The sequence below is a fragment of the Thioalkalivibrio sp. ALJ3 genome, from assembly GCF_000377205.1.
In the GTDB taxonomy this organism is placed as follows: domain Bacteria; phylum Pseudomonadota; class Gammaproteobacteria; order Ectothiorhodospirales; family Ectothiorhodospiraceae; genus Thioalkalivibrio.
Genome location: NZ_KB897907.1, coordinates 406,510 through 426,984 on the forward strand (window position 1 = coordinate 406,510; position 20,475 = coordinate 426,984).

Annotated in this window: 20 protein-coding genes; 5 read left to right on the top strand and 15 right to left on the bottom strand. The window is 68.0% G+C overall.

Annotated elements, in window-relative coordinates:
* Window positions 1-53: 53 nt before the first annotated feature.
* The 3 genes from C935_RS0108515 to C935_RS0108525 are packed head-to-tail and all read left to right on the top strand — an operon-like array spanning window position 54 to window position 3,427.
* Window positions 54-335: a PP0621 family protein gene (locus C935_RS0108515; RefSeq protein WP_018862089.1), complete on the top strand. Its 282-nt coding sequence runs from the start codon at window positions 54-56 to the stop codon at window positions 333-335.
* Between the two features lie 21 nt (window positions 336-356).
* Window positions 357-2,006: a PAS domain-containing sensor histidine kinase gene (locus tag C935_RS0108520; RefSeq protein WP_018862090.1), complete on the top strand. Its 1,650-nt coding sequence runs from the start codon at window positions 357-359 to the stop codon at window positions 2,004-2,006.
* Window positions 2,003-3,427, top strand: coding sequence for a sigma-54 dependent transcriptional regulator (locus C935_RS0108525; protein WP_018862091.1), 1,425 nt, complete (start codon window positions 2,003-2,005; stop codon window positions 3,425-3,427). Before C935_RS0108520 ends, C935_RS0108525 begins: the two co-directional genes overlap by 4 nt.
* A 10-nt stretch (window positions 3,428-3,437) precedes the next feature.
* On the opposite strand, the gene C935_RS0108530 is transcribed toward C935_RS0108525, so the two are convergent.
* The 8 genes from C935_RS0108530 to leuS form a co-directional block, all read right to left on the bottom strand.
* Complete coding sequence (locus C935_RS0108530; protein WP_018862092.1) at window positions 3,438-4,031, bottom strand: nucleoside triphosphate pyrophosphatase; 594 nt, start codon at window positions 4,029-4,031, stop codon at window positions 3,438-3,440.
* Window positions 4,031-4,501 (bottom strand): 23S rRNA (pseudouridine(1915)-N(3))-methyltransferase RlmH, encoded by a 471-nt coding sequence (gene rlmH / locus C935_RS0108535; RefSeq protein WP_018862093.1) that lies wholly within the window; start codon window positions 4,499-4,501, stop codon window positions 4,031-4,033. Before rlmH ends, C935_RS0108530 begins: the two co-directional genes overlap by 1 nt.
* Before the next feature lie 15 nt (window positions 4,502-4,516).
* A complete protein-coding gene (gene rsfS / locus C935_RS0108540; protein ID WP_018862094.1) occupies window positions 4,517-4,909 on the bottom strand; it encodes a ribosome silencing factor in 393 nt (130 codons plus the stop codon).
* A gap of 7 nt (window positions 4,910-4,916) precedes the next feature.
* Window positions 4,917-5,567 (bottom strand): nicotinate-nucleotide adenylyltransferase, encoded by a 651-nt coding sequence (nadD, locus tag C935_RS0108545; RefSeq protein WP_018862095.1) that lies wholly within the window; start codon window positions 5,565-5,567, stop codon window positions 4,917-4,919.
* A gap of 69 nt (window positions 5,568-5,636) precedes the next feature.
* A complete protein-coding gene (locus C935_RS0108550) occupies window positions 5,637-6,941 on the bottom strand; it encodes a glutamate-5-semialdehyde dehydrogenase (RefSeq protein WP_018862096.1) in 1,305 nt (434 codons plus the stop codon).
* Between the two features lie 4 nt (window positions 6,942-6,945).
* On the bottom strand, window positions 6,946-7,983 hold the full coding sequence (holA, locus tag C935_RS0108555; RefSeq protein WP_018862097.1) for a DNA polymerase III subunit delta: 1,038 nt from the start codon (window positions 7,981-7,983) through the stop codon (window positions 6,946-6,948).
* Window positions 7,983-8,549, bottom strand: a complete 567-nt coding sequence (gene lptE, locus C935_RS0108560) for an LPS assembly lipoprotein LptE (RefSeq protein WP_018862098.1) — start codon at window positions 8,547-8,549, stop codon at window positions 7,983-7,985. The genes holA and lptE overlap by 1 nt, the downstream gene beginning before the upstream one ends.
* The gene (gene leuS, locus C935_RS0108565) at window positions 8,546-11,137 is read right to left on the bottom strand and encodes a leucine--tRNA ligase (protein WP_018862099.1); all 2,592 of its coding nucleotides are present in this window, start codon (window positions 11,135-11,137) and stop codon (window positions 8,546-8,548) included. The genes lptE and leuS overlap by 4 nt, the downstream gene beginning before the upstream one ends.
* Before the next feature lie 205 nt (window positions 11,138-11,342).
* On the opposite strand from leuS, the gene C935_RS0108570 reads away from it, so the two are divergent.
* Window positions 11,343-12,197, top strand: a complete 855-nt coding sequence (locus C935_RS0108570) for a DUF2189 domain-containing protein (RefSeq protein WP_018862100.1) — start codon at window positions 11,343-11,345, stop codon at window positions 12,195-12,197.
* A 61-nt stretch (window positions 12,198-12,258) separates the two neighbouring features.
* The gene (locus tag C935_RS0108575; protein WP_018862101.1) at window positions 12,259-12,804 is read left to right on the top strand and encodes a zinc ribbon-containing protein; all 546 of its coding nucleotides are present in this window, start codon (window positions 12,259-12,261) and stop codon (window positions 12,802-12,804) included.
* A 16-nt stretch (window positions 12,805-12,820) separates the two neighbouring features.
* Here C935_RS0108575 and lnt read toward each other — a convergent pair whose 3' ends face one another.
* The 7 genes from lnt to C935_RS0108610 form a co-directional block, all read right to left on the bottom strand.
* The gene (gene lnt, locus C935_RS0108580; protein WP_018862102.1) at window positions 12,821-14,323 is read right to left on the bottom strand and encodes an apolipoprotein N-acyltransferase; all 1,503 of its coding nucleotides are present in this window, start codon (window positions 14,321-14,323) and stop codon (window positions 12,821-12,823) included.
* Window positions 14,323-15,255 (bottom strand): HlyC/CorC family transporter, encoded by a 933-nt coding sequence (locus C935_RS0108585; protein ID WP_018862103.1) that lies wholly within the window; start codon window positions 15,253-15,255, stop codon window positions 14,323-14,325. Before C935_RS0108585 ends, lnt begins: the two co-directional genes overlap by 1 nt.
* Window positions 15,248-15,763, bottom strand: coding sequence for an rRNA maturation RNase YbeY (ybeY, locus tag C935_RS0108590; protein WP_018862104.1), 516 nt, complete (start codon window positions 15,761-15,763; stop codon window positions 15,248-15,250). The genes C935_RS0108585 and ybeY overlap by 8 nt, the downstream gene beginning before the upstream one ends.
* The gene (locus C935_RS0108595; protein WP_018862105.1) at window positions 15,750-16,745 is read right to left on the bottom strand and encodes a PhoH family protein; all 996 of its coding nucleotides are present in this window, start codon (window positions 16,743-16,745) and stop codon (window positions 15,750-15,752) included. The genes ybeY and C935_RS0108595 overlap by 14 nt, the downstream gene beginning before the upstream one ends.
* A 3-nt stretch (window positions 16,746-16,748) precedes the next feature.
* The gene (gene miaB / locus C935_RS0108600; protein WP_018862106.1) at window positions 16,749-18,101 is read right to left on the bottom strand and encodes a tRNA (N6-isopentenyl adenosine(37)-C2)-methylthiotransferase MiaB; all 1,353 of its coding nucleotides are present in this window, start codon (window positions 18,099-18,101) and stop codon (window positions 16,749-16,751) included.
* Between the two features lie 47 nt (window positions 18,102-18,148).
* Window positions 18,149-18,613, bottom strand: coding sequence for a single-stranded DNA-binding protein (ssb, locus tag C935_RS0108605; RefSeq protein ID WP_018862107.1), 465 nt, complete (start codon window positions 18,611-18,613; stop codon window positions 18,149-18,151).
* 390 nt (window positions 18,614-19,003) lie between these two features.
* Window positions 19,004-20,389, bottom strand: a complete 1,386-nt coding sequence (locus tag C935_RS0108610) for an MFS transporter (RefSeq protein WP_018862108.1) — start codon at window positions 20,387-20,389, stop codon at window positions 19,004-19,006.
* Window positions 20,390-20,475 lie beyond the last annotated feature (86 nt).

The following is a 20,475-nucleotide window of genomic DNA, read 5'->3' on the forward strand; positions in this document are numbered from 1 at the left end:
GTCCCCACGCGGGCCCGGGGGCGGTACCCATCTCCTTGCGTTAGAATCGCGGCATGCGCCTGCTCCTGCTCATCGTTGCCATCGTCGCGATCTTTCTCGCGGTCCGAACTCTGGTGCGTTCCTCCGGCGCGCGCAAGGAGCCCGTGTCCCGCGACGCCCGCCCCGAGCGCCTCAAGGAAGGAGGCGCAGTGATTCGTTGCGCCTTCTGTGGCGTACACGTCCCGGAGGCCGAGGCCTACCGCGATGGCGATCGCCTCTACTGCTCCCCGCAACACGCCGAGATCGACCGCAAACGGCAAAACGCCGGGCCCGGCTCCGATTCGGGCGCCGACTGATCCGCCGGGAGGCCGGCATCCATGGGGGCCCCCATCACGCTTGATGCCGACACACGCCGTTCGGCTTGGCTGTTCGCGCTCTACCGGGTCTTTGTTGCCAGCGTCCTGCTGATCCTGGGACTGGTCCCGGAGGGTCCGGTGGGGCTGCAGGCCGCGGCCCCGGAAATGTATCCAGCGCTCGCCGGCGGCTATCTGGTCTTTGCGCTGTTCGTCGCGGCCATGACCTGGCGCCCCAGCCGCGATCCCGATACCACCAGTCTGGCGGCCCTGGCACTGCTGGGCGGGATTGGCGACACCATCGGCCTGGTCGCGCTGGTGCTGGTCGCCGGTGGCGTGGGCACCGGCATTGGCCTGCTTCTGATCCCTGCAGTGGTCGCCGCCACGCTGCTTTCCGGCGGACGGCTGAGCTTGTCGCTGGCGGCCGTGGCCACGCTGGGCCTGCTGACGGCCGAAGCAGCCGCAATTGTCCTGCTGGTCCAGGACGGCTCCGGCCTGACCCAGGCCGGACTGCTCGGTGCCACGTTGTTTGCTGCCGGGCTCCTGGCACGCCATGTAGCACGCCGCGCGGGTGCAACACGCGCCCAGGTCGAACGCCAGGAAGAAGATCTTGCCAGTCTCGCCGAGCTTAACGCCCAGATCATCGCGCGCATGAGCGCCGGGGTCATTGCCGTCGCCCCGGATGGCAACATCCGTTCGATCAACGAAGCCGCACGCCGCCTGCTCCCGCCCCGCCCCGGGCGCCAGCTGTCCGCAATCTCGCCCTCGCTGGCCCAGCTGGTCGATCAATGGCAGAACGCGGGCATGCGCACCGACACACACCAGTTGCCGGGCGATCGCGACCAGCCCGCCCTGCAGGTCCGTCTGACCCCGTTGGGCGACCGCGGGACACTACTGATCCTCGAGGATCTGGCCGAGATCCAGCGCCAGGCGCAGGCTAGCAAGCTGCAGGCGCTGGGTCGCCTGACCGCGAGCATCGCCCACGAGATCCGCAACCCGCTGGGCGCAATCAGCCACAGCGCCCAACTGCTCGCCGAGTCTCCACAACTGACCAGGGCCGACCAGCGTCTGCTGACCATCATCAACAAGCAGAGCAAGCGCGTGAACGAACTGATCTCCAATGTGCTGAGCCTGTCGCGACGCGATACCGGACAACGTGAACGCCTGAACCTGCAGGAATTCCTCGACCGCTTTGTCGACGAGTTCTGCGGCGCGATGCAGATCCCTCGCGTCGCGCTGCACGCCAAGGTCGAGCCATATGATTCCGAAGTGCTGTTCGATCCGTCGCAGCTGAACCAGGTCCTGTGGAATCTGTGCACCAATGCACGCGTGCACGGGGGACACGACCAACCGGGCGCACCACCGATCGTGCTGCGTGGCGGGGCGGGTCAGGTCGCCCGCGTGGTCAGCCTCGATGTCCTCGACGCCGGCCCCGGCATTGCCCCCGAACAACGCTCCGACCTTTTCGAGCCGTTTGTCTCGGGCAACCGCGGAGGGACCGGACTGGGCCTGTACATCTCGCGCATGTTGTGCGAGAACAACGGGGCAACCCTGGAGTATGTCAGCACACCCACCGGCGGATGCTTCCGCATCCTGTTCGCCCCGACGGATGTCGACACGGGCGAGGCGGACACGAAAGCGTCGTCGACGGAGCCCGCGAGGGAACGCGCATGAGCATTCGCCACGTCCTGGTCGTGGACGACGAGCCGGACATCTGCGAACTCCTCGAGATCACACTGTCCCGCATGGGGATCGAGGCCACCACGACGGAACGCCTGACCGGGGCGCGCGAACTGATCGCGCGGCAGGACTTTGACCTCTGCCTGACCGACATGCGTCTGCCCGATGGCGACGGGCTGGATCTGGTGCGCCACATCCAGGGGCAACGTCCGGATCTTCCGGTAGCCGTGATCACCGCCCACGGGAGCGTGGACACCGCGGTCCAGGCCCTGAAGCTCGGCGCATTCGACTTTGTCAGCAAGCCCGTGGACCTGCAGCAACTGCGCGAACTGATCGACACCGCGCTGCGGCTGGAACCCGCCCCCGACCTGCCCGGCGCGCTGAATGCCGACACGGTCCCGGACGCCGAAACCACCCACATCGACAGCCCGCTGCTCGGACAGGCACCGCCGATGCAGGTCCTGCGCGCGACGATCCACAAACTGGCACGCAGCCAGGCACCGGTGTTCATCCGCGGCGAATCCGGCTCCGGCAAGGAGCTGGTGGCGCGCGAGATCCATCGCCTGGGGCCGCGTAGTGACCGCCCGTTCGTGCCGGTCAATTGCGGGGCGATCCCGAGCGAGCTGATGGAGAGCGAGTTCTTCGGCCACCGCAAGGGGGCCTTCACCGGGGCCACGCAGGATCACACCGGGCTGTTCCAGGCGGCCAGCGGTGGCACGCTGTTTCTCGACGAGGTCGCCGACCTGCCGCTGCCCATGCAGGTCAAGCTGCTGCGCGCGATCCAGGAGCGCGCGATCAAGCCCGTGGGGGGCACGCGCGAGATCCCGGTGGACGTGCGCCTGCTATCGGCCACGCACCACGACCTGGAACGCGCGGTGGCCGAGGCGCGCTTCCGCCAGGACCTCTATTACCGCCTGAACGTGATCGAGCTGAAGGTCCCTGCGCTACGCGAACGACGCGAGGACATCCCCGTGCTCGCCCAGTGCGTACTGACCCGGATCAGCGAGCAGTGGGGTACCGAACCGCTGGAACTGGCGCCAGACGCCCTCGAGACCCTCGCCCGGCATCCATTCCCGGGGAACGTCCGCGAACTGGAGAACATCCTCGAACGCGCCGCCACCCTCAGCGAGGGCCCCACGATCCACGCCGACAGCATCGACCTGCCCCGTTCTACGCATGGCGAACCCATGCCATCGGCCGAGGCCCCGGGCTTTGTGCCACCCGCGCCACAGCGCGAGATACCAACCGCCTCAGCGGACGACGTCGCCCTGGACCAGCGCCTGGCCGAGCAGGAACGCCAGGCCATCGCGACGGCGTTGCAGCAGACCGGCGGCAACCGTACGGCCGCGGCACGCCTGCTCGGGCTCAGTTTTCGCCAGCTGCGCTACCGGCTCAAGAAGCTCGGGATCGAGTGAGAGGGACGTATCAGGCGCTGCGTGGCGGCGGGTCGGGGATCTCCGCCAGCCATTGCTCCAGCTCGAACAGCGGAAGCCCCACCACGTTGGTATAGGAACCGGCGATCCACTCGACAAAGGCAGCACCGCGCCCCTGGATCGCATAGGCCCCGGCCTTGCCGCGCGGCTCGCCCGTCGCCCAGTAGTGCTCGATGTCGGATGGCATCAGCGGCCGCATGCGCACGCGGGTCGTAACAGTGCATGCCCGCATGGATTCACCGGGCCGACAAAGGGCCATGCCGGACACCACCTGGTGCTCCCCGCCGGAGAGGCGTTGCAGCATAGCCTCGGCGTCGGCGAAATCTACGGGCTTTCCCATGGCCTCGCCGCCCACAGCGACCACCGTATCCGCGGCCAGCACCCACTGCCCCGGGATGCCGCGTTCGAGGGCTGCCTCCGCCTTGGCGATCGCGAGGCGCTCGACCAACGCCTCCGGTGGCTCGCCCGGTAGTGCGGCCTCGTCCAAGTCCATCGGGGCCACCTCGAAGACGAGCTGGATCTGCTCCAGCAGTTCGCGGCGGCGCGGGGAGGCGGAGGCCAGCAACAGCGGATGCGCCACGGGCATCACGCGCGATGGTAGGGGTGGTTGTTCAGCAGCGACCAGGCACGGTAGAGCTGCTCGGCGACCAGCACCCGCACCAGCATGTGCGGGAAGGTCAGCGGCGACAACGACCAGGCCCATTCCGCGCGGGCACGCACGGTGTCATCGAGGCCGGCGGCCCCGCCGATCACCAGTGCGACATCGCGCCCGTCCTGCTGCCAATCCGCCAGGCGCCGCGCGACGCCCTTCGTGTCCACGCCCTTGCCGCGCTCGTCCAGCAGGATCACGCGGGCGCCATCGGGAATCGCCTTCAGCAGGATCTCGCCCTCGCGCCGTAGCAGCGTAGCCGTATCCATGGACTTGGCCCCGGACGGGCCGGCCAGGGCCTGCAGGTTCAGGTTCAGCTCGCGCGGCAGGCGTCCGGCGTACTCGTCGAACCCGGCGGCCACCCAGTCGGGCATGCGCTTGCCGATCGCGATCAGGTCCAGGCGCATGGCGGCGCGCGGCGGTCAGCCGCGCAGGCGGCGGACGCGCTCCAGGCTGGGGTCTTCCGGGGCGGCCTTTTCGGCATCCGCGGCCTCCTCGGCCAGCCAGAGCTTTTCCAGGTTGTAGAAGTCGCGGGTCTCCGGGAGCATCACGTGGACGATCACGTCATTCAGGTCCACCAGCACCCACTCCTGGCTCTCCTGGCCCTCGACCCCCAGCGGCTGGATGCCGGCCTTCTTCGCCTCGAGCGCGACCGATTCGGCCGCCGACTGCACATGCCGCCCGGAGGTCCCGGAGGCGATCACCATGAAGTCGGCCAGTGTGGTCTTGCCACGCACATCAAGGGTGCGGATGTTCTGCGCCTTGATGTCTTCCAGCGCGGTGGTCACGAGTTCAAGCAGTTGTTCACTGTTCATGTGTCGATCAAGTTCCGTGATGTCGTTGGGCCCCGGCCCGGTACAGGCCGTGGTCCTGAATGTAGCGGTTGACGGCCTCGGGGAGCAGAAAGCGCGGGCTGCCCCCGGCAAGCAGTTCGTCGCGTATGGCCGTGGCGGAGATATCAAGCTGGGTCACCGCCTGGAAATACACCCGGCCCGCCGGGCTGGAGCGCAGTGTAGCCGGGTCATGCGTGGCTGCATTGCCCAGCCAGCCGCCCAGCTCCTGCGAGGCCGGACTGCCTGGCCGGTGCGAGACCACCATATGCGCGAGTTCGAACAGCTGTTCCCAGCGGTTCCACGACGGCAGGCCGGCGAAGGCGTCCATGCCCATGATCAGCACCAGCGGGGCCTCCGGCCCCAGCTCTTCGCGGAAGCTGAGCAGGGTATCGACCGTGTAGGAGGGCCCTTCGCGGTCCAGCTCGCGGCGGTCGGCCACGAAGCCCGGCACATCGCGGATCGCCCGTTCCACCATTGCCAGGCGGTCGTCGCTGCCGGTGCCCGGGCTCGCGCGGTGTGGCGGGACATGACAGGGGATGAAATGTACCCGCTCCAGCCCCAGGTGCTGCTGGATCTCCAGCGCGGGCCGCAGGTGGCCGAAGTGGATCGGGTCGAAGGTGCCGCCGAGAATCCCGATCACGCGGGAATCGCTCCAGGGAGACGCTGGTTCAATCGCGCGCAGAAGATCACTCCCAAACCCGGCAGGCTCCTAGCTACGCACATGACCGTCGCCGAACACCACGTACTTGAGGGTAGTCAGGCCGTGCAGGCCCACCGGACCGCGCGCGTGCAGCTTGTCGGTGGAGATACCGATCTCCGCGCCCAGGCCGTACTCGAAGCCATCGGCGAAGCGGGTGGAGGCGTTCACCATCACCGAGCTGGAGTCCACCGCGCGCAGGAAGCGCCGGGCCCGGGTGTAGTCCTCGGTCACGATGCTGTCGGTATGGTGCGAACCATAAGTGTTGATGTGGTCGATCGCCGCGTCCAGGTCGTCGACCACACGGATCGCGAGGATCGGTCCCAGGTATTCGGCCACCCAGTCGTCCTCGGTGGCCTCGACGATATCCGCCCCGCTGTCAGCGAGGATGGCGCGGGTTCGGGCACAGCCACGCAGGCTCACCTGGTGCTCGCCCAGCGCCATGGCCAGGCGCGGCAGGAAGGCCTCGGCCTGGTCGGCGTGCACCAGCAGCGTCTCCATGGTGTTGCAGGTGCCGTAGCGCTGGGTCTTGGCGTTCACCGCCACGGCCAGCGCCTTGTCGAGATCGGCCCCGCCATCCACGTACACGTGGCAGACGCCGTCCAGGTGCTTGATCACCGGGATCTGCGACTCGTTGCTGACACGCTCGATCAGGCCCTTGCCGCCGCGCGGGACGATTACGTCCACGTACTGCGGCATGCGCAGCAGCGCGCCCACCGCCGCGCGGTCGGTGGTCGGCACCACCTGCACCGCTTCGCGCGGCAGCCCGGCCTGCTCCAGCCCGGCCTGAATGATCGCGGCCAGGGCCTGGTTGGAGTGCAGGGCCTCGGAGCCGCCACGCAGGATCGCGGCGTTTCCGGACTTCAGGCACAGGGCGGCGGCGTCGATGGTCACGTTCGGACGCGACTCGTAGATAATGCCGATCACGCCCAGCGGCACGCGCATCTGGCCCACCTGGATGCCGCTCGGCTGGTAGGCCATATCGGATATCGTGCCCACCGGATCGGGCAGCCCGGCCACCTGGCGGCAGCCCTCGATCATGGTGTCGATGCGTGCGTCGGTCAGCGCCAGGCGGTCCAGCATCGCGGTGTCCAGGCCGCGCGCGCGCCCGGCCTCCAGATCGCGGCCGTTGGCCTCCACCAGCTCCGCACGCCGCGCGGCGATACCCTCGGCGATCGCGTGCAGTGCCGCGTTCTTCGCACCAGGCTCGGCCTCGGCCATGCGCCGCGAGGCCACGCGGGCGGCACGCCCTAGGGCTTCGACCTGCGCGATCACGTCAGCGGCAGCGGATTCGGTCGGGTGTACGGCAGCGTTCATGCAGTCAGACTCGTTCGGTGTTCAATGCGGGCAATGGCCGGGACAACCGGCGTCCCGCCATTCGGGCTACCAAGTCTAGCAACCCCTGTCGTGCGTTGCCGTTTTCCTGACCCTTGATGACCCGATCCGCACGCGCGGCCTCGCCCAGCAACCCGCGCGCCGCCGGCAGGCTCAGCCGCGACATCGCCTGGCGCAGGGCCTTCTGACCGTCCCCGAAGCTGCCCTGGAAGGCCTCGCGATCCGGCGCCCCGGCCGCCTTGCGCTCCATCGCCTGCACCAGCAGGCGGCATTCGCGCGCCAGCGCCCAGAGGATCAGGGGCTCCGGCTGCCCCTCGTCCAGCAGCCCCTCCAGCATGCGCAGGGCATGGCGGGCATCGCCGCACAGTGCCGTCGGGGCCAGTGCAAACAGCTCGAAGCGCGCGGCGTCGGTGGTGGCCTCCGCCAGCACGGCCTCGTCGATCTCGGTCACGCCCGCCAGCGCCAGCTTCTCGATCTCCTGGCGCGCGGCCAGCAGATTGCCCTCGATACGCGAGACCAGCAGCGCCAGCGCCGGCTCCGTGATCGTCAGGCCATGGCGCTGGAGACGGGCGCGGACCCACGGACCCAGCTGGGATGGCGGGATCGGGCGCGCGTGGAGCACCACCGCACGGTTCTCCAGCGCCTTGAACCAGGCCGCCCGGCGCATGTCCCGATCCGGCCGCGGGAGCTGCAACAGCAGTACGAGGTCGTCCTGGGGATCGACCGCATAGGCCTTCAGGTGATCACCACCTACCTTGCCCGGCTTCCCGGTGGCCAGGCGCAGGTCCAGCACGCTGCGCTCGGCGAACAGGGATCGGTCACGGATCGCGGACTCGAACGGCCCCCAGTCGGACTGCGCGGTCATGTCCAGCACGGTCCGTTCCAGATAGCCCTGATCGCGGGCCGCCGCGCGGATCGCATCGGCCGCCTCGATCGCCTGCAATGGCTCCTCGGCCAGCAGCAGGTAGATCGGCGCCACGCCGCGCGCCAGATCCTGTTCCAGGCGGGCGAGATCCTGGGCCATCAGTCGGTGGCCTCTCCGGTTATCGGCTCGTCGTCTTCGAACTCTACGTCCTTGCGCAACTGGCCGTCGGGGCCGATCACCGCCTCGATGCGGCGTTGCAACTGGCTGACGATGTCGCGGTTCATCGCCTCGCGCAGGGTCTCCTCACGCTCAGAACGGCTGAGCACCGCCGAGCCGTCGAACAGGTAGATCCGGCTTGCGTGCAACGTGCCCAGATCCACAGCCTCACCGCCCACCGGGCGCAGGCGCACCTCCACCGACCGGATCAGCTCGTACTCCGCGACCCGTGCCGCGTCGGTCACCGACAGCGTGCGCCGGCGATCGCGCACGGAGCGCACGTCCAGGGTGGCCCCCTGCCCCTCGGGGCGCTGATCGACAACCTCGACCCCGGCCGAGCCGAAGGCCACCGCCAGCTCGCGGTACAGGGAGTCCCGCGGATTTACACCGGTGATCTGCACCGGGGCCAGGGCCTCCGGCCAGTCCATGCTGCCGCGCAGCTGGAAGCCGCAGGCGGCCACGGCAACCGCCAGCCATACGACCAGCACCGCGCGCAGCACCGCGCTCATTGCGGCTTCACCACGAAGTTCACCAAGCGGCCGGGCACCACGATCACCTTCACCACATTCTGCCCCTCGATGTGCCGCTGCACGTTCTCGTCACCCCGCGCGGTGGCCTCGATCGCGTCGCGGTCGGCACCGGCGGGGACCGCGATCTCGGCGCGGCGCTTGCCATTCACCTGCACCCCCAGGGTCTCCTGCGCGGCCTGGCGCGCGGCCTCGTCGACCGTCGGCCAAGCGGTGGTCGCGACCAGCCCGTCATGGCCTAGCGCGCGCCACAGGGTCTCGGTCACGTGCGGGATGATCGGGGCCAGCATGCGCACGATGCCCTCCAGGGCCTCCTGGCGCACGACTGCAGCCAGGGGCGCATCCTTCGGGAATTTGCCGAGGTCGTTCAGCAGCTCCATGTTCGCGGCCACGGCCGTGTTGAAGGTCTGGCGCCGGCCGATGTCGTCGGTGACCTTGGCGATGGTGTCGTGCAGCTTGCGCCGCAGTTCGCGCCCGGCGTCGTCCAGCGCGTCCACGTTAAGCGTCCCCGGGGCATCGCCGTTCACGTGCTCGTGCACCGCCCGCCACAGGCGCTTGATGAAGCGCTGCGCGCCCTCGACGCCGGAGTCGGACCACTCCAGCGACAGGTCCGGCGGCGCGGCGAACATGGTGAAGAGCCGCGCGGTGTCGGCGCCGAAGCGCTCGATCAGGGCCTGCGGGTCCACGCCGTTGTTCTTCGACTTGGACATCTTCTCCATACCGCCCACGACGACCGGCTGGCCGTCCTCGCGATGGCGCGCGGCCTTCACCGAGCCGTCCTCCGCGCGTTCCAGCTCGACATCGGCCGGGTTGATCCAGTCCTTCCCGCCGTCAGCGCGTTCGCGGTAGAAGGTCGGCGCGATCACCATGCCCTGGGTCAGCAGCCGGGTGAACGGCTCGTCGGAGGCCACCAGGCCCTCGTCACGCAGCAGCTTGTGGAAGAAGCGCGCATACAGCAGATGCAGCACCGCATGCTCGATACCGCCGACGTACTGGTCCACCGGCAACCAGTGATCGGCGCGCGGGTCCAGCATCGCACTGTCATTGTCCGCGCAGGCATAGCGGGCGAAGTACCAGCTGGATTCGAAGAAGGTGTCGAAGGTGTCGGTCTCGCGCCGCGCCGACTTGCCGCATTCCGGGCAGGTCGCCTCGAAGAACTCCGGCATGCGCGCCAGGGGCGAGCCAGCGCCGTCCGGGATCACGTCCTCCGGCAGGCGCACCGGCAGATCGGCTTCCGGCACCGGCACTGCCCCGCAGGCCTCGCAGTGGATCACCGGGATCGGGCAGCCCCAGTAGCGCTGGCGCGAGATGCCCCAGTCGCGCAGGCGGTAGTTGCGACGGCGCCGGCCAAGCCCGGCCCGTTCCAGGTGCTCGGCGATCGCGGCCTTGGCCGCCTCGGATGCCTGCCCGTCGAAGTCGCCGGAGTTCACCAGCACGCCGGGATCGGTGAAGGCCGCGGCCTGCACATCGCACTCGGCGCCGTCGGCCGGGGCGATCACCTGCCGGATCGGCAGACCGTATTGCGTCGCGAACTCGTGGTCGCGTTCGTCGTGTGCCGGCACCGCCATCACCGCGCCGGTGCCGTATTCCATCAGCACGAAGTTGGCGACCCACACCGGGACCTCCGCTCCGGTCAGCGGATGACGGGCGGTAAAGCCCAGCGACCGGCCCTTCTTCTCCATGGTCGCCAGATCGGCCTCGGCCACTCCGCCCTGCGCGCAGTCGGCGACGAACGCGGCCAGTTCGGCGTCATGCTCCGCCAGCGCCTGCACCCGCGGGTGCTCCGGGGCCAGCGCCATGTAGGAGACGCCGAACAGGGTATCCGGGCGCGTAGTGTAGACGGTCAGCGGCTCGCCGCCGTCCACCGCGAATTCGAGCTCCACGCCCTCGGAACGGCCAATCCAGTTGCGCTGCATGGTGCGCACCTGGTCCGGCCAGCCGTCCAGCCCGTCCAGGGCCTCCAGCAGCTCGTCGGCGTAGTCAGTGATGCGCAGGAACCACTGCGGCATCTCGCGGCGCTCGACCAGCGCGCCGGAGCGCCAGCCGCGGCCCTCGATCACCTGCTCGTTGGCGAGCACGGTCTGGTCCACCGGGTCCCAGTTCACGGTCGCCTTTTTACGGTAGACCAGGCCCTTCTTCAGCAGGCGCACGAACAGCCACTGTTCCCAGCGGTAGTAGTCGGCATCGCAGGTCGCGAACTCGCGTGACCAGTCGTAGGCGAATCCCAGACGCTTGAGCTGGGTGCGCATCTGCTCGATGTTCTGGCGCGTCCACGCGGCCGGCGGGACGTGGTTCTGCATCGCCGCGTTCTCGGCGGGCAGGCCGAAGGCATCCCAGCCCATCGGCTGCAGCACGCTCCGGCCCTGCATGCGCTGGAAGCGGGCGATCACGTCGCCGATCGTGTAGTTGCGCACATGCCCCATGTGCAGCTTGCCCGAGGGGTAAGGGAACATGGACAGGCAGTAGAACGGCTCGCCGGGGGCGTCCTCGCGCGCGCGGAAGCAGTCGGCCTCCTCCCACTGGCGCTGTACCTGCGCCTCGATCACCTCCGGGGAATACTGCTCCTGCATGCGCCTCACCTGTGCCTTTATCGCGGGAAACAAAGAACTGCGCAGAATACCAGCCACCCCGACCCCCTCCAAGCAAGGAGGGCGCGCGCGACGCCCGCCCCACCACCCCGGTTTTCGGAATCGCCTTCCAAAATCCACAGGAACCACTCCGCATTTCCATGGACGGAATAAGTGAGTCCACGAAAAGTCCGAAGGAGCCGAGGACATGAGTGAGGAAAAGGACGAAATCCCCGTTGTAAAGCGCGCCTACCCCGAAGACCTGGGCGAAGTCGCAGACGAACACACCCCCGAGACCGAGGGCCCCTCGATCCGCACCATCGAGCCTGACCACCTCGGGACATGGCTGGGCAAGGGCTGGCGAGACCTCTGGAAGACGCCAGTTGCGCTGATCCACGGGTTGGTGATTGCCTTTGTCGGCCTGGTGGTCATGGGTCTGTCGTGGAACCAGCCGTGGATGGCCTTTTCCTTCCTGGCCGGTTTGCTGTTCCTGGGGCCGGTGCTCGCGGTTGGCGTGAACTATCTGGCAATGGAGCGTGAGCAGGGGCACTCCACAGGCGCGGGCCTGGGCTGGCTCACCCATCTGGGGGGGTCAGTATGGGTGTTCGCCCTGCTCCTGGCCCTGATCTTCACCATCTGGGCGAGCTTTGTCTGGATGTGGATCGCCGTGCTGAATATCGGCGAACTCGGTGTGACCGGGCAATTGCACCACCTGGTAGGCACGATGCTGACCACCGGCTCCGGGATCATCTCGCTGATCGGGGTGATCGTGGCCGCAGTGGTTTTCGGACTCATCGTGTTCGCGCTGAGTCTTGTCACGCTGCCGGCCATGATCGATCACCGCGCCCGCGAGGAGGCCCCGCAGACCACGCTGATCGACGCGATCGGCATGAGCCTGAAGGCCTTCAACCACAACCGCGGCACACTGATCCTGTGGGGCCTGATCATTACCGCGCTGTTTACGGTATCGGTGGCCACCGCGCTGCTGGCCCTGATCGTGATCTTCCCGTGGCTCGGCTTCGCGATGTGGCATGGCTATCGGGATCTGGTCGAAACTCCGTAAAAAGGCTCTAATCTACGGGGAGGGACGCCTGTCCCTCCCCTTGTAATCGACGGAGGAATCGATGAGCGAAGAACGCAGGGACGAGGAACGGGAGAACCGACTGAGCAGCGCCTATCATCGGATGCTGCACGAGGTCACAGAGGATCTCGACAAGCTGGAAGACAAGACCAGCAAGGCCATCACCGAGACACTGGAGAACGCACGCGACCGCGTGCAGAAAGCCAGCGACCTCACGCGCGAGGAGGCCCACGAGGTCATGGACTATCTGCGCCGCGACCTGCAGGATCTGGGGGCCTATCTGGACAGCCGCAGCGAGGACTGGCGCGGCTGGCTGCGGATCGACCTGGGGTTAATCGAGGCCAGCATCCTCAATGCACTGGAACGTATTGCCGACAGGACCCGGATCGAGATCACCGAGTTGACCGCTCGCGCTCAGGTCATGGGCGAATGGCACACAGGCGAGATCACCGGCCCGGGTGAATTGCTGTGCAAGAAATGCGGCCACGCACTGCACATGACCAAGGTCGCGCGCATCCCGCCCTGCTCCAACTGCCACAACACGACCTTCCGCCGTGGCCCGGGCGGCCCCGAGGCCACAGAGGCCTAGGGAGACGGACGGGTCGTCAGACCGACTGTGACCGGGTGTGGCGGCGACCCACCGCCGCACCCAGCACCAACAGGACCAGCGCGGCCAGCACAGCCGGGCCCTCGCCCAGCGCGGCGGCGGGGGTCAGCCCGGTGCGCGGCTCCAGCGTTCCGCGGACCACCTCGCGGGTAAACAGACCCGAGCGTTCCAGGATGCGACCATCGGCGTCGATCAGCGCCGAGATGCCGGTGTTGGTCGAGCGCACCATCGGGCGCCCGGTCTCCACCGCCCGCACCCGGGCGATCTGCAGGTGCTGGGCCGGGGCCAGGCTGTCGCCGAACCAGGCGTCGTTGGAGACGTTGACCAGGAATCCGGCCTCCGGCAGTGCCGCGCGGATGTGACGGGCATAGGCGGACTCGTAGCAGATACTGACCCCGGCAGTCGTCCCGGCCATCTCCATGCGGCCATCGCCCGTACCCGGGGAGAGGTCCGACATCGGGATCTGCAGCAGCCGGTCCAGCCAGGCCAGGCGGTCGCGCAGCGGGATGTACTCGCCAAAAGGCACCAGCTGGCGCTTATTGTAGCCCGCGCCACTGCCGACGTGCACCACCGAGTTGAAGACATCCCGCCCCTCGGCCTCGTAGTCGAAGATGCCGACCACCAGCTCGCCACCGGCCTCGGCCAGCTCGCTCGCAATGCCTTCCAGGGGATCATGCACCTCGGTGTAGAACGCCGGGATCGCGGTCTCCGGCCAGACGATCAGGGTGTCCCCGACGGCCTCGCGGGTCAGCTCCCGGTAGATACCCAGCGAATACTCGATGCCGTCCGGGGCCCACTTGCGGGCCTGGTCGACGTTGCCCTGCACCATCGCCACCGGGATCTCCTCGCCGGTGGGCTCCACCCAGCGCACGAGCCCCAGTGCCAGCGACGCGATCACCACCGCTACGGCCAACCCGGCCCCCACCCAGCGCTGCCCCGCAAGGAACACGCTGACCACCGCCACCGCGAGCAGCGCCACCATCAGGCCGGCACCCAGCTCCCCGGCCAGTGGCAGCCAGCCCTGCAGCGGGGTATCCAGCACCGTATGCCCGAACAACAGCCACGGGAAGCCCGAGAACAGCCAGGACCGGGCGAGCTCCATCAGCACAACGCCCCCGGCCAGGGCCAGCAGCCCGGCCGGGCGCGTCAACGGCAGAAAACGAGCAGCCAGCCCCGCGAGCAGGGCCGGATAAAGGGCCATGATCAGCACGAAGAGTACGGTGATGAACGAGGCCACCACCAGGGGCGCCTGCCCGAACACCAGCAGGCTGTTGAAGATCCAGGTAACACCAGTCCCGAAAAATCCGAGCCCGAAGGCATAGCCGGTCAACGCGGCCTGCCGCGTCGGCGCGCCAATCAGCAGGCCGAACCAGACGGCCAGGGCCAGAGGTGCGGCCAGAAACCAGCCCACCGGGGCAAAGGCGAGGGTCGCCCCCGCGCCCGCGACCAGAGCCAGCACGACGATGGCCCAGGCGGGCAGACGCTCGGCCAGTGGCTGCATCAGGTTCCCTTGCGCTCGCCGCCGTCGGCCGGCTGGCCTTCGAAGGTCTGGCCGGGTTCATCCGTGGCCGGGGACAGGTCGGGTTCCGGCAGACGCATCTCCAGCAGATGCAGGCGGCGATTGTCCGCACGCAGCACACGAAAACGCATGCCGTCGATCACGATCTGCTCGCCGCGGCGCGGCACATGACCAAAGTGCGACAGTACCAGTCCGCCGATGGTGTCGAAGTCGTCCTCGCTATAGGCGGTCTGGAAGTAGGCGTTGAACTCCTCCATCGGCGTCAACGCCTTGATGGTGTAGCGCCCGCCGGGGTGCTGCATGATCTGGGTCAGGTAGTCCTCGACATCGTGCTCGTCCTCGATCTCGCCGACGATCTGCTCCAGCACGTCCTCGATGGTCACCAGCCCGGCTACGCCACCGTATTCGTCTACGACAATGGCCATATGGTTGCGGCTCAGACGGAATTCCTTCAGCAGCACGTTCAGGCGCTTGCTCTCCGGCACGAATACCGCGGGGCGCAGGATCTCCTGCATGTCGAAGGCGGCATCCTCCGGATCACCGAAAAAGCGCAACAGGTCCTTGGCCAGCAATACGCCAACGACCTCGTCGCGATGGTCCCCGACCACCGGCAGGCGCGAGTGGGCAGAGGCGACCACATCGGGCAGGAACTCGGACAGGCGCGCGTCGCGGCGGACGACCTCCATCTGCGCGCGCGGGATCATGATGTCGCGGACCTGCATGTCGGCCACGTTGAGGACGCCCTCGAGCATGGTCAGGGCCTCGGGGTCGACCAGCTCGCGCCCGTGCGCGTCGCGTAGCGTCTCGATCAGTTCGCGGCGGGTAACAGGATCGCGGCGCGGCCACAGGCGCGTCTTCGCGCGCTCCAGCCAGCGCCGCCAGGTAGGTTGCTCGTCGGGTACGGGTTCAGGCATTGGGGACGGTTCCGGTGGCGGGCGCGTTCAGGTCACGGGCCGGAGAGCCGGTCTGATAGGGGTCGGGATAGCCTAACCCGGCCAGGATCGAGCGCTCAACGGCCTCCATCGCCTCGGCCTCGCAGGGTTCCTGGTGATCCATGCCCTGCAGATGCAGCAGGCCATGCACCACCATGTGGTTGTAATGGGCCCGCAGGGACTTTCCCTGCTCGGCCGCCTCGCGCGCCAGCACCGGTGCACAGAGCACGATGTCGCCGAGATAGCGCGGCTCGCCCTCCGCCAGCACGGGCAGATCGGGTGCGGGGAAGGACAGTACGTTGGTGGCGTAGTCACGCCCGCGAAAGCCCCGGTTCAGCTCCAGGCCCTCGTCGGCATCCACCACGCGCAGGGTTACGCCGGCCCGGCCGGCCCCGCGCCATGCGGCGCGCGCGGCCCGGTGCAGGGTAACGGCGGACGGGAGCCCCCGGCGCGGCAGGGCATACTGGACCACGACCTCAAGCGTCGCCATCGCCTCGGGGTCCGCCCTCCTGTGCCGTGTCATCCTCGTGTGCGTCATAGGCCTCGACGATGCGCTGCACCAGCGGGTGGCGCACCACGTCACCGGCCTGGAACCGCGTGATGCTCACACCGTCCACACCCTGCAGGATCTGCATCGCGTGTTTCAGGCCCGAGCGCTGGCCGCGCGGCAGATCCACCTGGGTGATATCGCCGTTGACGACCGCCGTGGAACCAAAGCCGATGCGGGTGAGGAACATCTTCATCTGCTCGACGGTGGTGTTCTGTGCCTCGTCGAGGATGATGAAGGCCTCGTTCAGAGTGCGCCCACGCATGTAGGCCAGCGGGGCCACCTCGATCACCTGGCGCTCCATCAGGCGCGCGGTCTGGTCGAAGCCCATCAGTTCATACAGCGCGTCGTACATCGGGCGCAGGTAGGGGTCGATCTTCTGCGCCAAGTCGCCGGGCAGGAAGCCCAGGCGCTCGCCCGCCTCCACCGCCGGGCGCACCAGAACCAGGCGTTGCACGCGATCCTGCTCCAGCGCCGCGACGGCGGCGGCGACCGCGAGAAAGGTCTTGCCGGTCCCGGCGGGACCGATCCCGAAGCTCAGGTCGTGCTGCTGGATCGAGGCCAGGTAGCCACTCTGGCGCGGACCACGGCCCCGGATTACCGCGCGCTTCAGGCGCAGGGCCGGATCGGCTGCGGCTGGCTCGGCCTCCGCCAGCCCTTCCATGTGTGCGGTCTGCAGTGCGGTGTGCACCTGCTCCAGGCTGACCGGTTCCTCCTGCGCCATGCGGTGGAGGTCGTGAATCAGCGCGCCGGCGGCGCGTACCGCATTCTTCGGTCCGGTCAGGTTGAAGCGCGGCCCGCGGTTGTGCACGGCCACGCCCAGGCGCGACTCGATCAGTCGCAGATGGGCATCCAGCGGCCCGGAAAGACGCGTCAGCGTCTCCTGGTCCCCCGGCTCCAGGGTGAAATCCAGACGGTTACTCATCAATCAGGCGCCGACGGCGGCGGGCATCGCCCGCTCCGCCGCGCGGCCGCGCAGGGAATGCGCCAGGGCCTCGGTGATCTCGACCGGGATCATCAGTCCGATCAGGCTGGGGTCGCCCGCGAAGTTCACGATGCGATTGTTCGCCGTGCGTCCGGCCAGTTCGCCGGGATTGCGCTTGGCCGGGCCCTCGACCAGGACCAGCTCGATGTTGCCGACCATGGCCTGATTGCGTTCGCGCCCGTGCTGTTCGATCAGGGCCTGCAGCTCGGCCAGGCGGGCCTTCTTGGTGGCCAGCGGCACGTCGTCCGGCAGCGAGGCCGCCGGCGTACCCGGGCGCGCGCTGTAGATGAAGCTGAAGGAGAAGTCGAAGTGCAGCTCCTCGATCAGTTTCATGGTCGACGCGTGGTCGGCGTCCGTCTCGCCGGGGAAGCCGACGATGAAATCGGAGGACAGGTCCAGGTCCGGGCGCGCCTCGCGCAGGCGGCGGATCTTGGACTTGTATTCCAGGATCGTGTGACCACGTTTCATCTGCGCCAGGATGCGGTCGGAACCGCTCTGTACCGGCAGGTGCAAGTGGCTGACCAGCTTGGGTTCGTCGGCATAGGCCTGGATCAGCGAATCGGAGAACTCCACCGGATGCGAAGTGGTGAAGCGGATTCGCTCGATACCGTCCACCGCGGCGACGTAGTGAATCAGCAGCGCGAGGTCGGCGGTATCACCGTCCTCCATCGGCCCGCGGTAGGCATTCACGTTCTGCCCCAGCAGGTTGATCTCCTTGACCCCCTGCCCGGCCAGGGCCACCACCTCGGCGATCACGTCGTCGAACGGCCGGCTGATCTCGTCACCCCGGGTATAGGGCACCACGCAGAAGCTGCAGTACTTGGAACAGCCCTCCATCACCGACACGAACGCGGTCGGGCCATCGGCCTTCGGCTCGGGCAGGCGGTCGAACTTTTCGATCTCGGGAAAGGAGATATCCACCAACGGCGCCCGCTCGCGGCGCACCGACTGGATCATCGCCGGCAGGCGGTGCAGGGTCTGCGGCCCGAACACCAGGTCCACGTACGGGGCCCGCTCGCGCAGGGCGTCGCCCTCCTGGCTGGCGACACAGCCGCCGACCCCGATGATCACCTCCGGCCGGCGCTCCTTGATCTGGCGCCAGCGCCCCAACAGCGAGAAGACCTTCTCCTGCGCCTTTTCGCGGATGGAGCAGGTATTCATGAGCAGGACATCGGCCTGCTCGGGGTCATCGGTACGCTCCGCCCCATGCAACTCGCGCAGGGCGTCGAGCATGCGGTCGGAGTCGTACTCGTTCATCTGACACCCATGTGTCTGGATGTATACCTTGCGGATCATCGGACGTTGCTTCGCGGCTGGCTGCGTGTCGAGTTACGAATATCAGATTAAAACGGGACGTCGTCGTCATCGAATGCCCCGCTGGAGGCGGGCGCATTGGCGCGGCCGCCCTGGGCCCCGCCGTAGCTGCTGCCACCACCGTAGCCGGAATCCTGGTCGAAGCCACCGCCCCCTCCGCGGCCGCCCAGCAGTTGCATCTCGTTAGCCACGATCTCGGTGGAGTAGCGGTCGTTGCCCTGCTGATCCTGCCACTTGCGAGTCTGGATCTTGCCTTCGATATAGACCTGCGAGCCCTTGGACAGGTACTGCGCGGCGATATCGGCCAGGCGCCCGAACATCACCACGCGGTGCCATTCGGTGTTCTCGCGTTTCTCGCCGGAGTTCTTGTCGGTCCACTGCTCCGAGGTGGCCACACGCAGATTGGTCACGGTAACCCCGTTGGGGGTCTCGCGCTTTTCCGGGTCGGCCCCGAGGTTGCCGAGCAGGATCACTTTGTTGACGCCACGGGCCATGGGAACTCCTTAGTATCTGACGCCTTTGCAGGGCGCGGGAAACGAACCGTTAAGGAAACACTGATCAATGTACACACTCGCGTTGGTACCCCAGGTTTTCCGAGACAAGGCGCGTCGTGCAGCGGGTAGTGGTTCTACCCGCAAGCGGCGTAACGCAGGATCGGGGAACCTGGGGTACCAACCCCAAGGGGCTCGGCCGCTTTTGCGCGGGAACGGCGTTGCGGTTCCCTTGTGCAGAATGACTGCACGGCGGTCACCGCGCCTTGTTCGCACGCAAAAGCGACTCGAGCGCGAGCGCGTACATTGGTCAGTGTTTCCTTAATTGTAGCAGGGCGCCCGCGAGCCGGCAGCGCCCGTTTGCGGTATTGCCTCAAACACCGATGGTGCCGCTCACCCGCTGCGGGCGACCACATCGGGTGGCTGGGCCAGCCAGGACACCAGGGCCTCCGTATCCGGCCCGCCCGGGTCGACCTTGAGGTACAGCGAGCGTGCATCGGGTGACAGCGCCACCTCCACAATGCCGGGCCAGCCCACCAGCGCGTAGCGCAGTTCGGCCTCGCGACCGGCCCAGTGGGCAGGAACCCCCAGCACACGGTTGGAACGGTAGCGCGGCTGCATGCGCCAGGCGACCGCGAACCAGATCAGCAGCAGCGGCGCGGCCACGAGAAAGACGCCGGCGGGCCCCGCCAGGGTCAGCACGCCACCCCCGACCAGCCCGCCGGCGAAGATCCCCAGAAACTGCGCGGTCGCGAATCCGCCCATGGCCGTGCCCTTGTGCGCGACCGGGGCCACCCGCGCGACCAGTGACGGCAGCCCGGCCTCCAGCAGGTTGAAGGCGGCGAAAAACGCCACCATCAGGGCCACAAACAGCCACATGCCCATGCCATTGAAGAGGACCAACGCCAGCAGCAGCTGGACCAGCACGAGCAGGGCGATCGCCCCGCGCATCACCGTATGCACCCGTCGGCGGCGCTCGCCCAGAATGATCCCCGGCAGCATCAGGGCGAAGCCCGCCAGCAGCACGGGGACGTAAAAACGCCAGTGCTCGGCGCCGGCCAGTCCCAGATATTCGACCAGCAGTAACGGGATCACGAGGAAATTGGCCGCCAGCACCAGATGCAGCACGAAGATGCCGAGGTTCAGCCGCTGCAATTCCGGTTCACGCAGCACCTGCGGCAACGCGGACCAGATGGGGACCATGTCCGGGTGCTGCCGCGAGCGCTCCGGGTTCGGCACCCATAACAGCAGGATCACGATCGCCAGCACCCCGAGCAGCGCGGACAGGCCGAAGACCCCGCTCAACCCGGCCGCGCGATCCACCACCGGCCCCAGCGCCATCGAGGCGGTAAAGGTCAGCCCGATGGTCAGTCCGATCACCGCAAGTGCACGCATGCGCCGCTCCTCGCCCACTAGATCCGCGGTCAGCGCCAGGATCACCGCGGCCACCGCCCCGGCGCCCTGCAGCGCCCGGCCCAGGATCACTCCGTGCACGGTCTCCGCCAGGGCCGCGACCAGGCTTCCGAGCACGAACAGCGCGAGCCCGCCGAGGATCAGCGGCTTGCGGCCCAGCCGGTCGGACAACAGCCCGAACGGGATCTGCAGCAGCGCCTGGGTCAGCCCGTAGATCCCCAGTGCCAGCCCCATCAGGAACGGCGTGGCACCCGCCAGCGTGTCCAGATGCAGCATGAACACCGGCAGGACCATGAATAGACCGGCCATGCGCACACCATAGATGGCCGCGAGCCCGGAGGTTGCGCGCAGCTCGCGGGGCGTCATGCCGGTGAAATCCGCAGGGAAGGACGGGCTGTCATGCGTGCCGAGTTTACCGGCAACAACGCCACGGAAACCATGGCGGCGTTCGC

Coding starts and splice junctions, on each gene's coding strand:
- C935_RS0108575 (WP_018862101.1), top strand. CDS start 12,259: ATGAGCGAAGAACGCAGGGACGAGGAACGGGAGAACCGACTGAGCAGC.
- leuS (WP_018862099.1), bottom strand. CDS start 11,137: ATGCAGGAGCAGTATTCCCCGGAGGTGATCGAGGCGCAGGTACAGCGC.
- C935_RS0108530 (WP_018862092.1), bottom strand. CDS start 4,031: ATGCCCGTGGCGCATCCGCTGTTGCTGGCCTCCGCCTCCCCGCGCCGC.
- lnt (WP_018862102.1), bottom strand. CDS start 14,323: ATGCAGCCACTGGCCGAGCGTCTGCCCGCCTGGGCCATCGTCGTGCTG.
- ybeY (WP_018862104.1), bottom strand. CDS start 15,763: ATGGCGACGCTTGAGGTCGTGGTCCAGTATGCCCTGCCGCGCCGGGGG.
- rlmH (WP_018862093.1), bottom strand. CDS start 4,501: ATGCGCCTGGACCTGATCGCGATCGGCAAGCGCATGCCCGACTGGGTG.
- C935_RS0108610 (WP_018862108.1), bottom strand. CDS start 20,389: ATGACGCCCCGCGAGCTGCGCGCAACCTCCGGGCTCGCGGCCATCTAT.
- rsfS (WP_018862094.1), bottom strand. CDS start 4,909: ATGAACAGTGAACAACTGCTTGAACTCGTGACCACCGCGCTGGAAGAC.
- C935_RS0108595 (WP_018862105.1), bottom strand. CDS start 16,745: ATGAGTAACCGTCTGGATTTCACCCTGGAGCCGGGGGACCAGGAGACG.
- C935_RS0108585 (WP_018862103.1), bottom strand. CDS start 15,255: ATGCCTGAACCCGTACCCGACGAGCAACCTACCTGGCGGCGCTGGCTG.
- C935_RS0108570 (WP_018862100.1), top strand. CDS start 11,343: ATGAGTGAGGAAAAGGACGAAATCCCCGTTGTAAAGCGCGCCTACCCC.
- C935_RS0108515 (WP_018862089.1), top strand. CDS start 54: ATGCGCCTGCTCCTGCTCATCGTTGCCATCGTCGCGATCTTTCTCGCG.
- C935_RS0108550 (WP_018862096.1), bottom strand. CDS start 6,941: ATGAACGCTGCCGTACACCCGACCGAATCCGCTGCCGCTGACGTGATC.
- C935_RS0108525 (WP_018862091.1), top strand. CDS start 2,003: ATGAGCATTCGCCACGTCCTGGTCGTGGACGACGAGCCGGACATCTGC.
- ssb (WP_018862107.1), bottom strand. CDS start 18,613: ATGGCCCGTGGCGTCAACAAAGTGATCCTGCTCGGCAACCTCGGGGCC.
- lptE (WP_018862098.1), bottom strand. CDS start 8,549: ATGAGCGCGGTGCTGCGCGCGGTGCTGGTCGTATGGCTGGCGGTTGCC.
- miaB (WP_018862106.1), bottom strand. CDS start 18,101: ATGATCCGCAAGGTATACATCCAGACACATGGGTGTCAGATGAACGAG.
- C935_RS0108520 (WP_018862090.1), top strand. CDS start 357: ATGGGGGCCCCCATCACGCTTGATGCCGACACACGCCGTTCGGCTTGG.
- holA (WP_018862097.1), bottom strand. CDS start 7,983: ATGGCCCAGGATCTCGCCCGCCTGGAACAGGATCTGGCGCGCGGCGTG.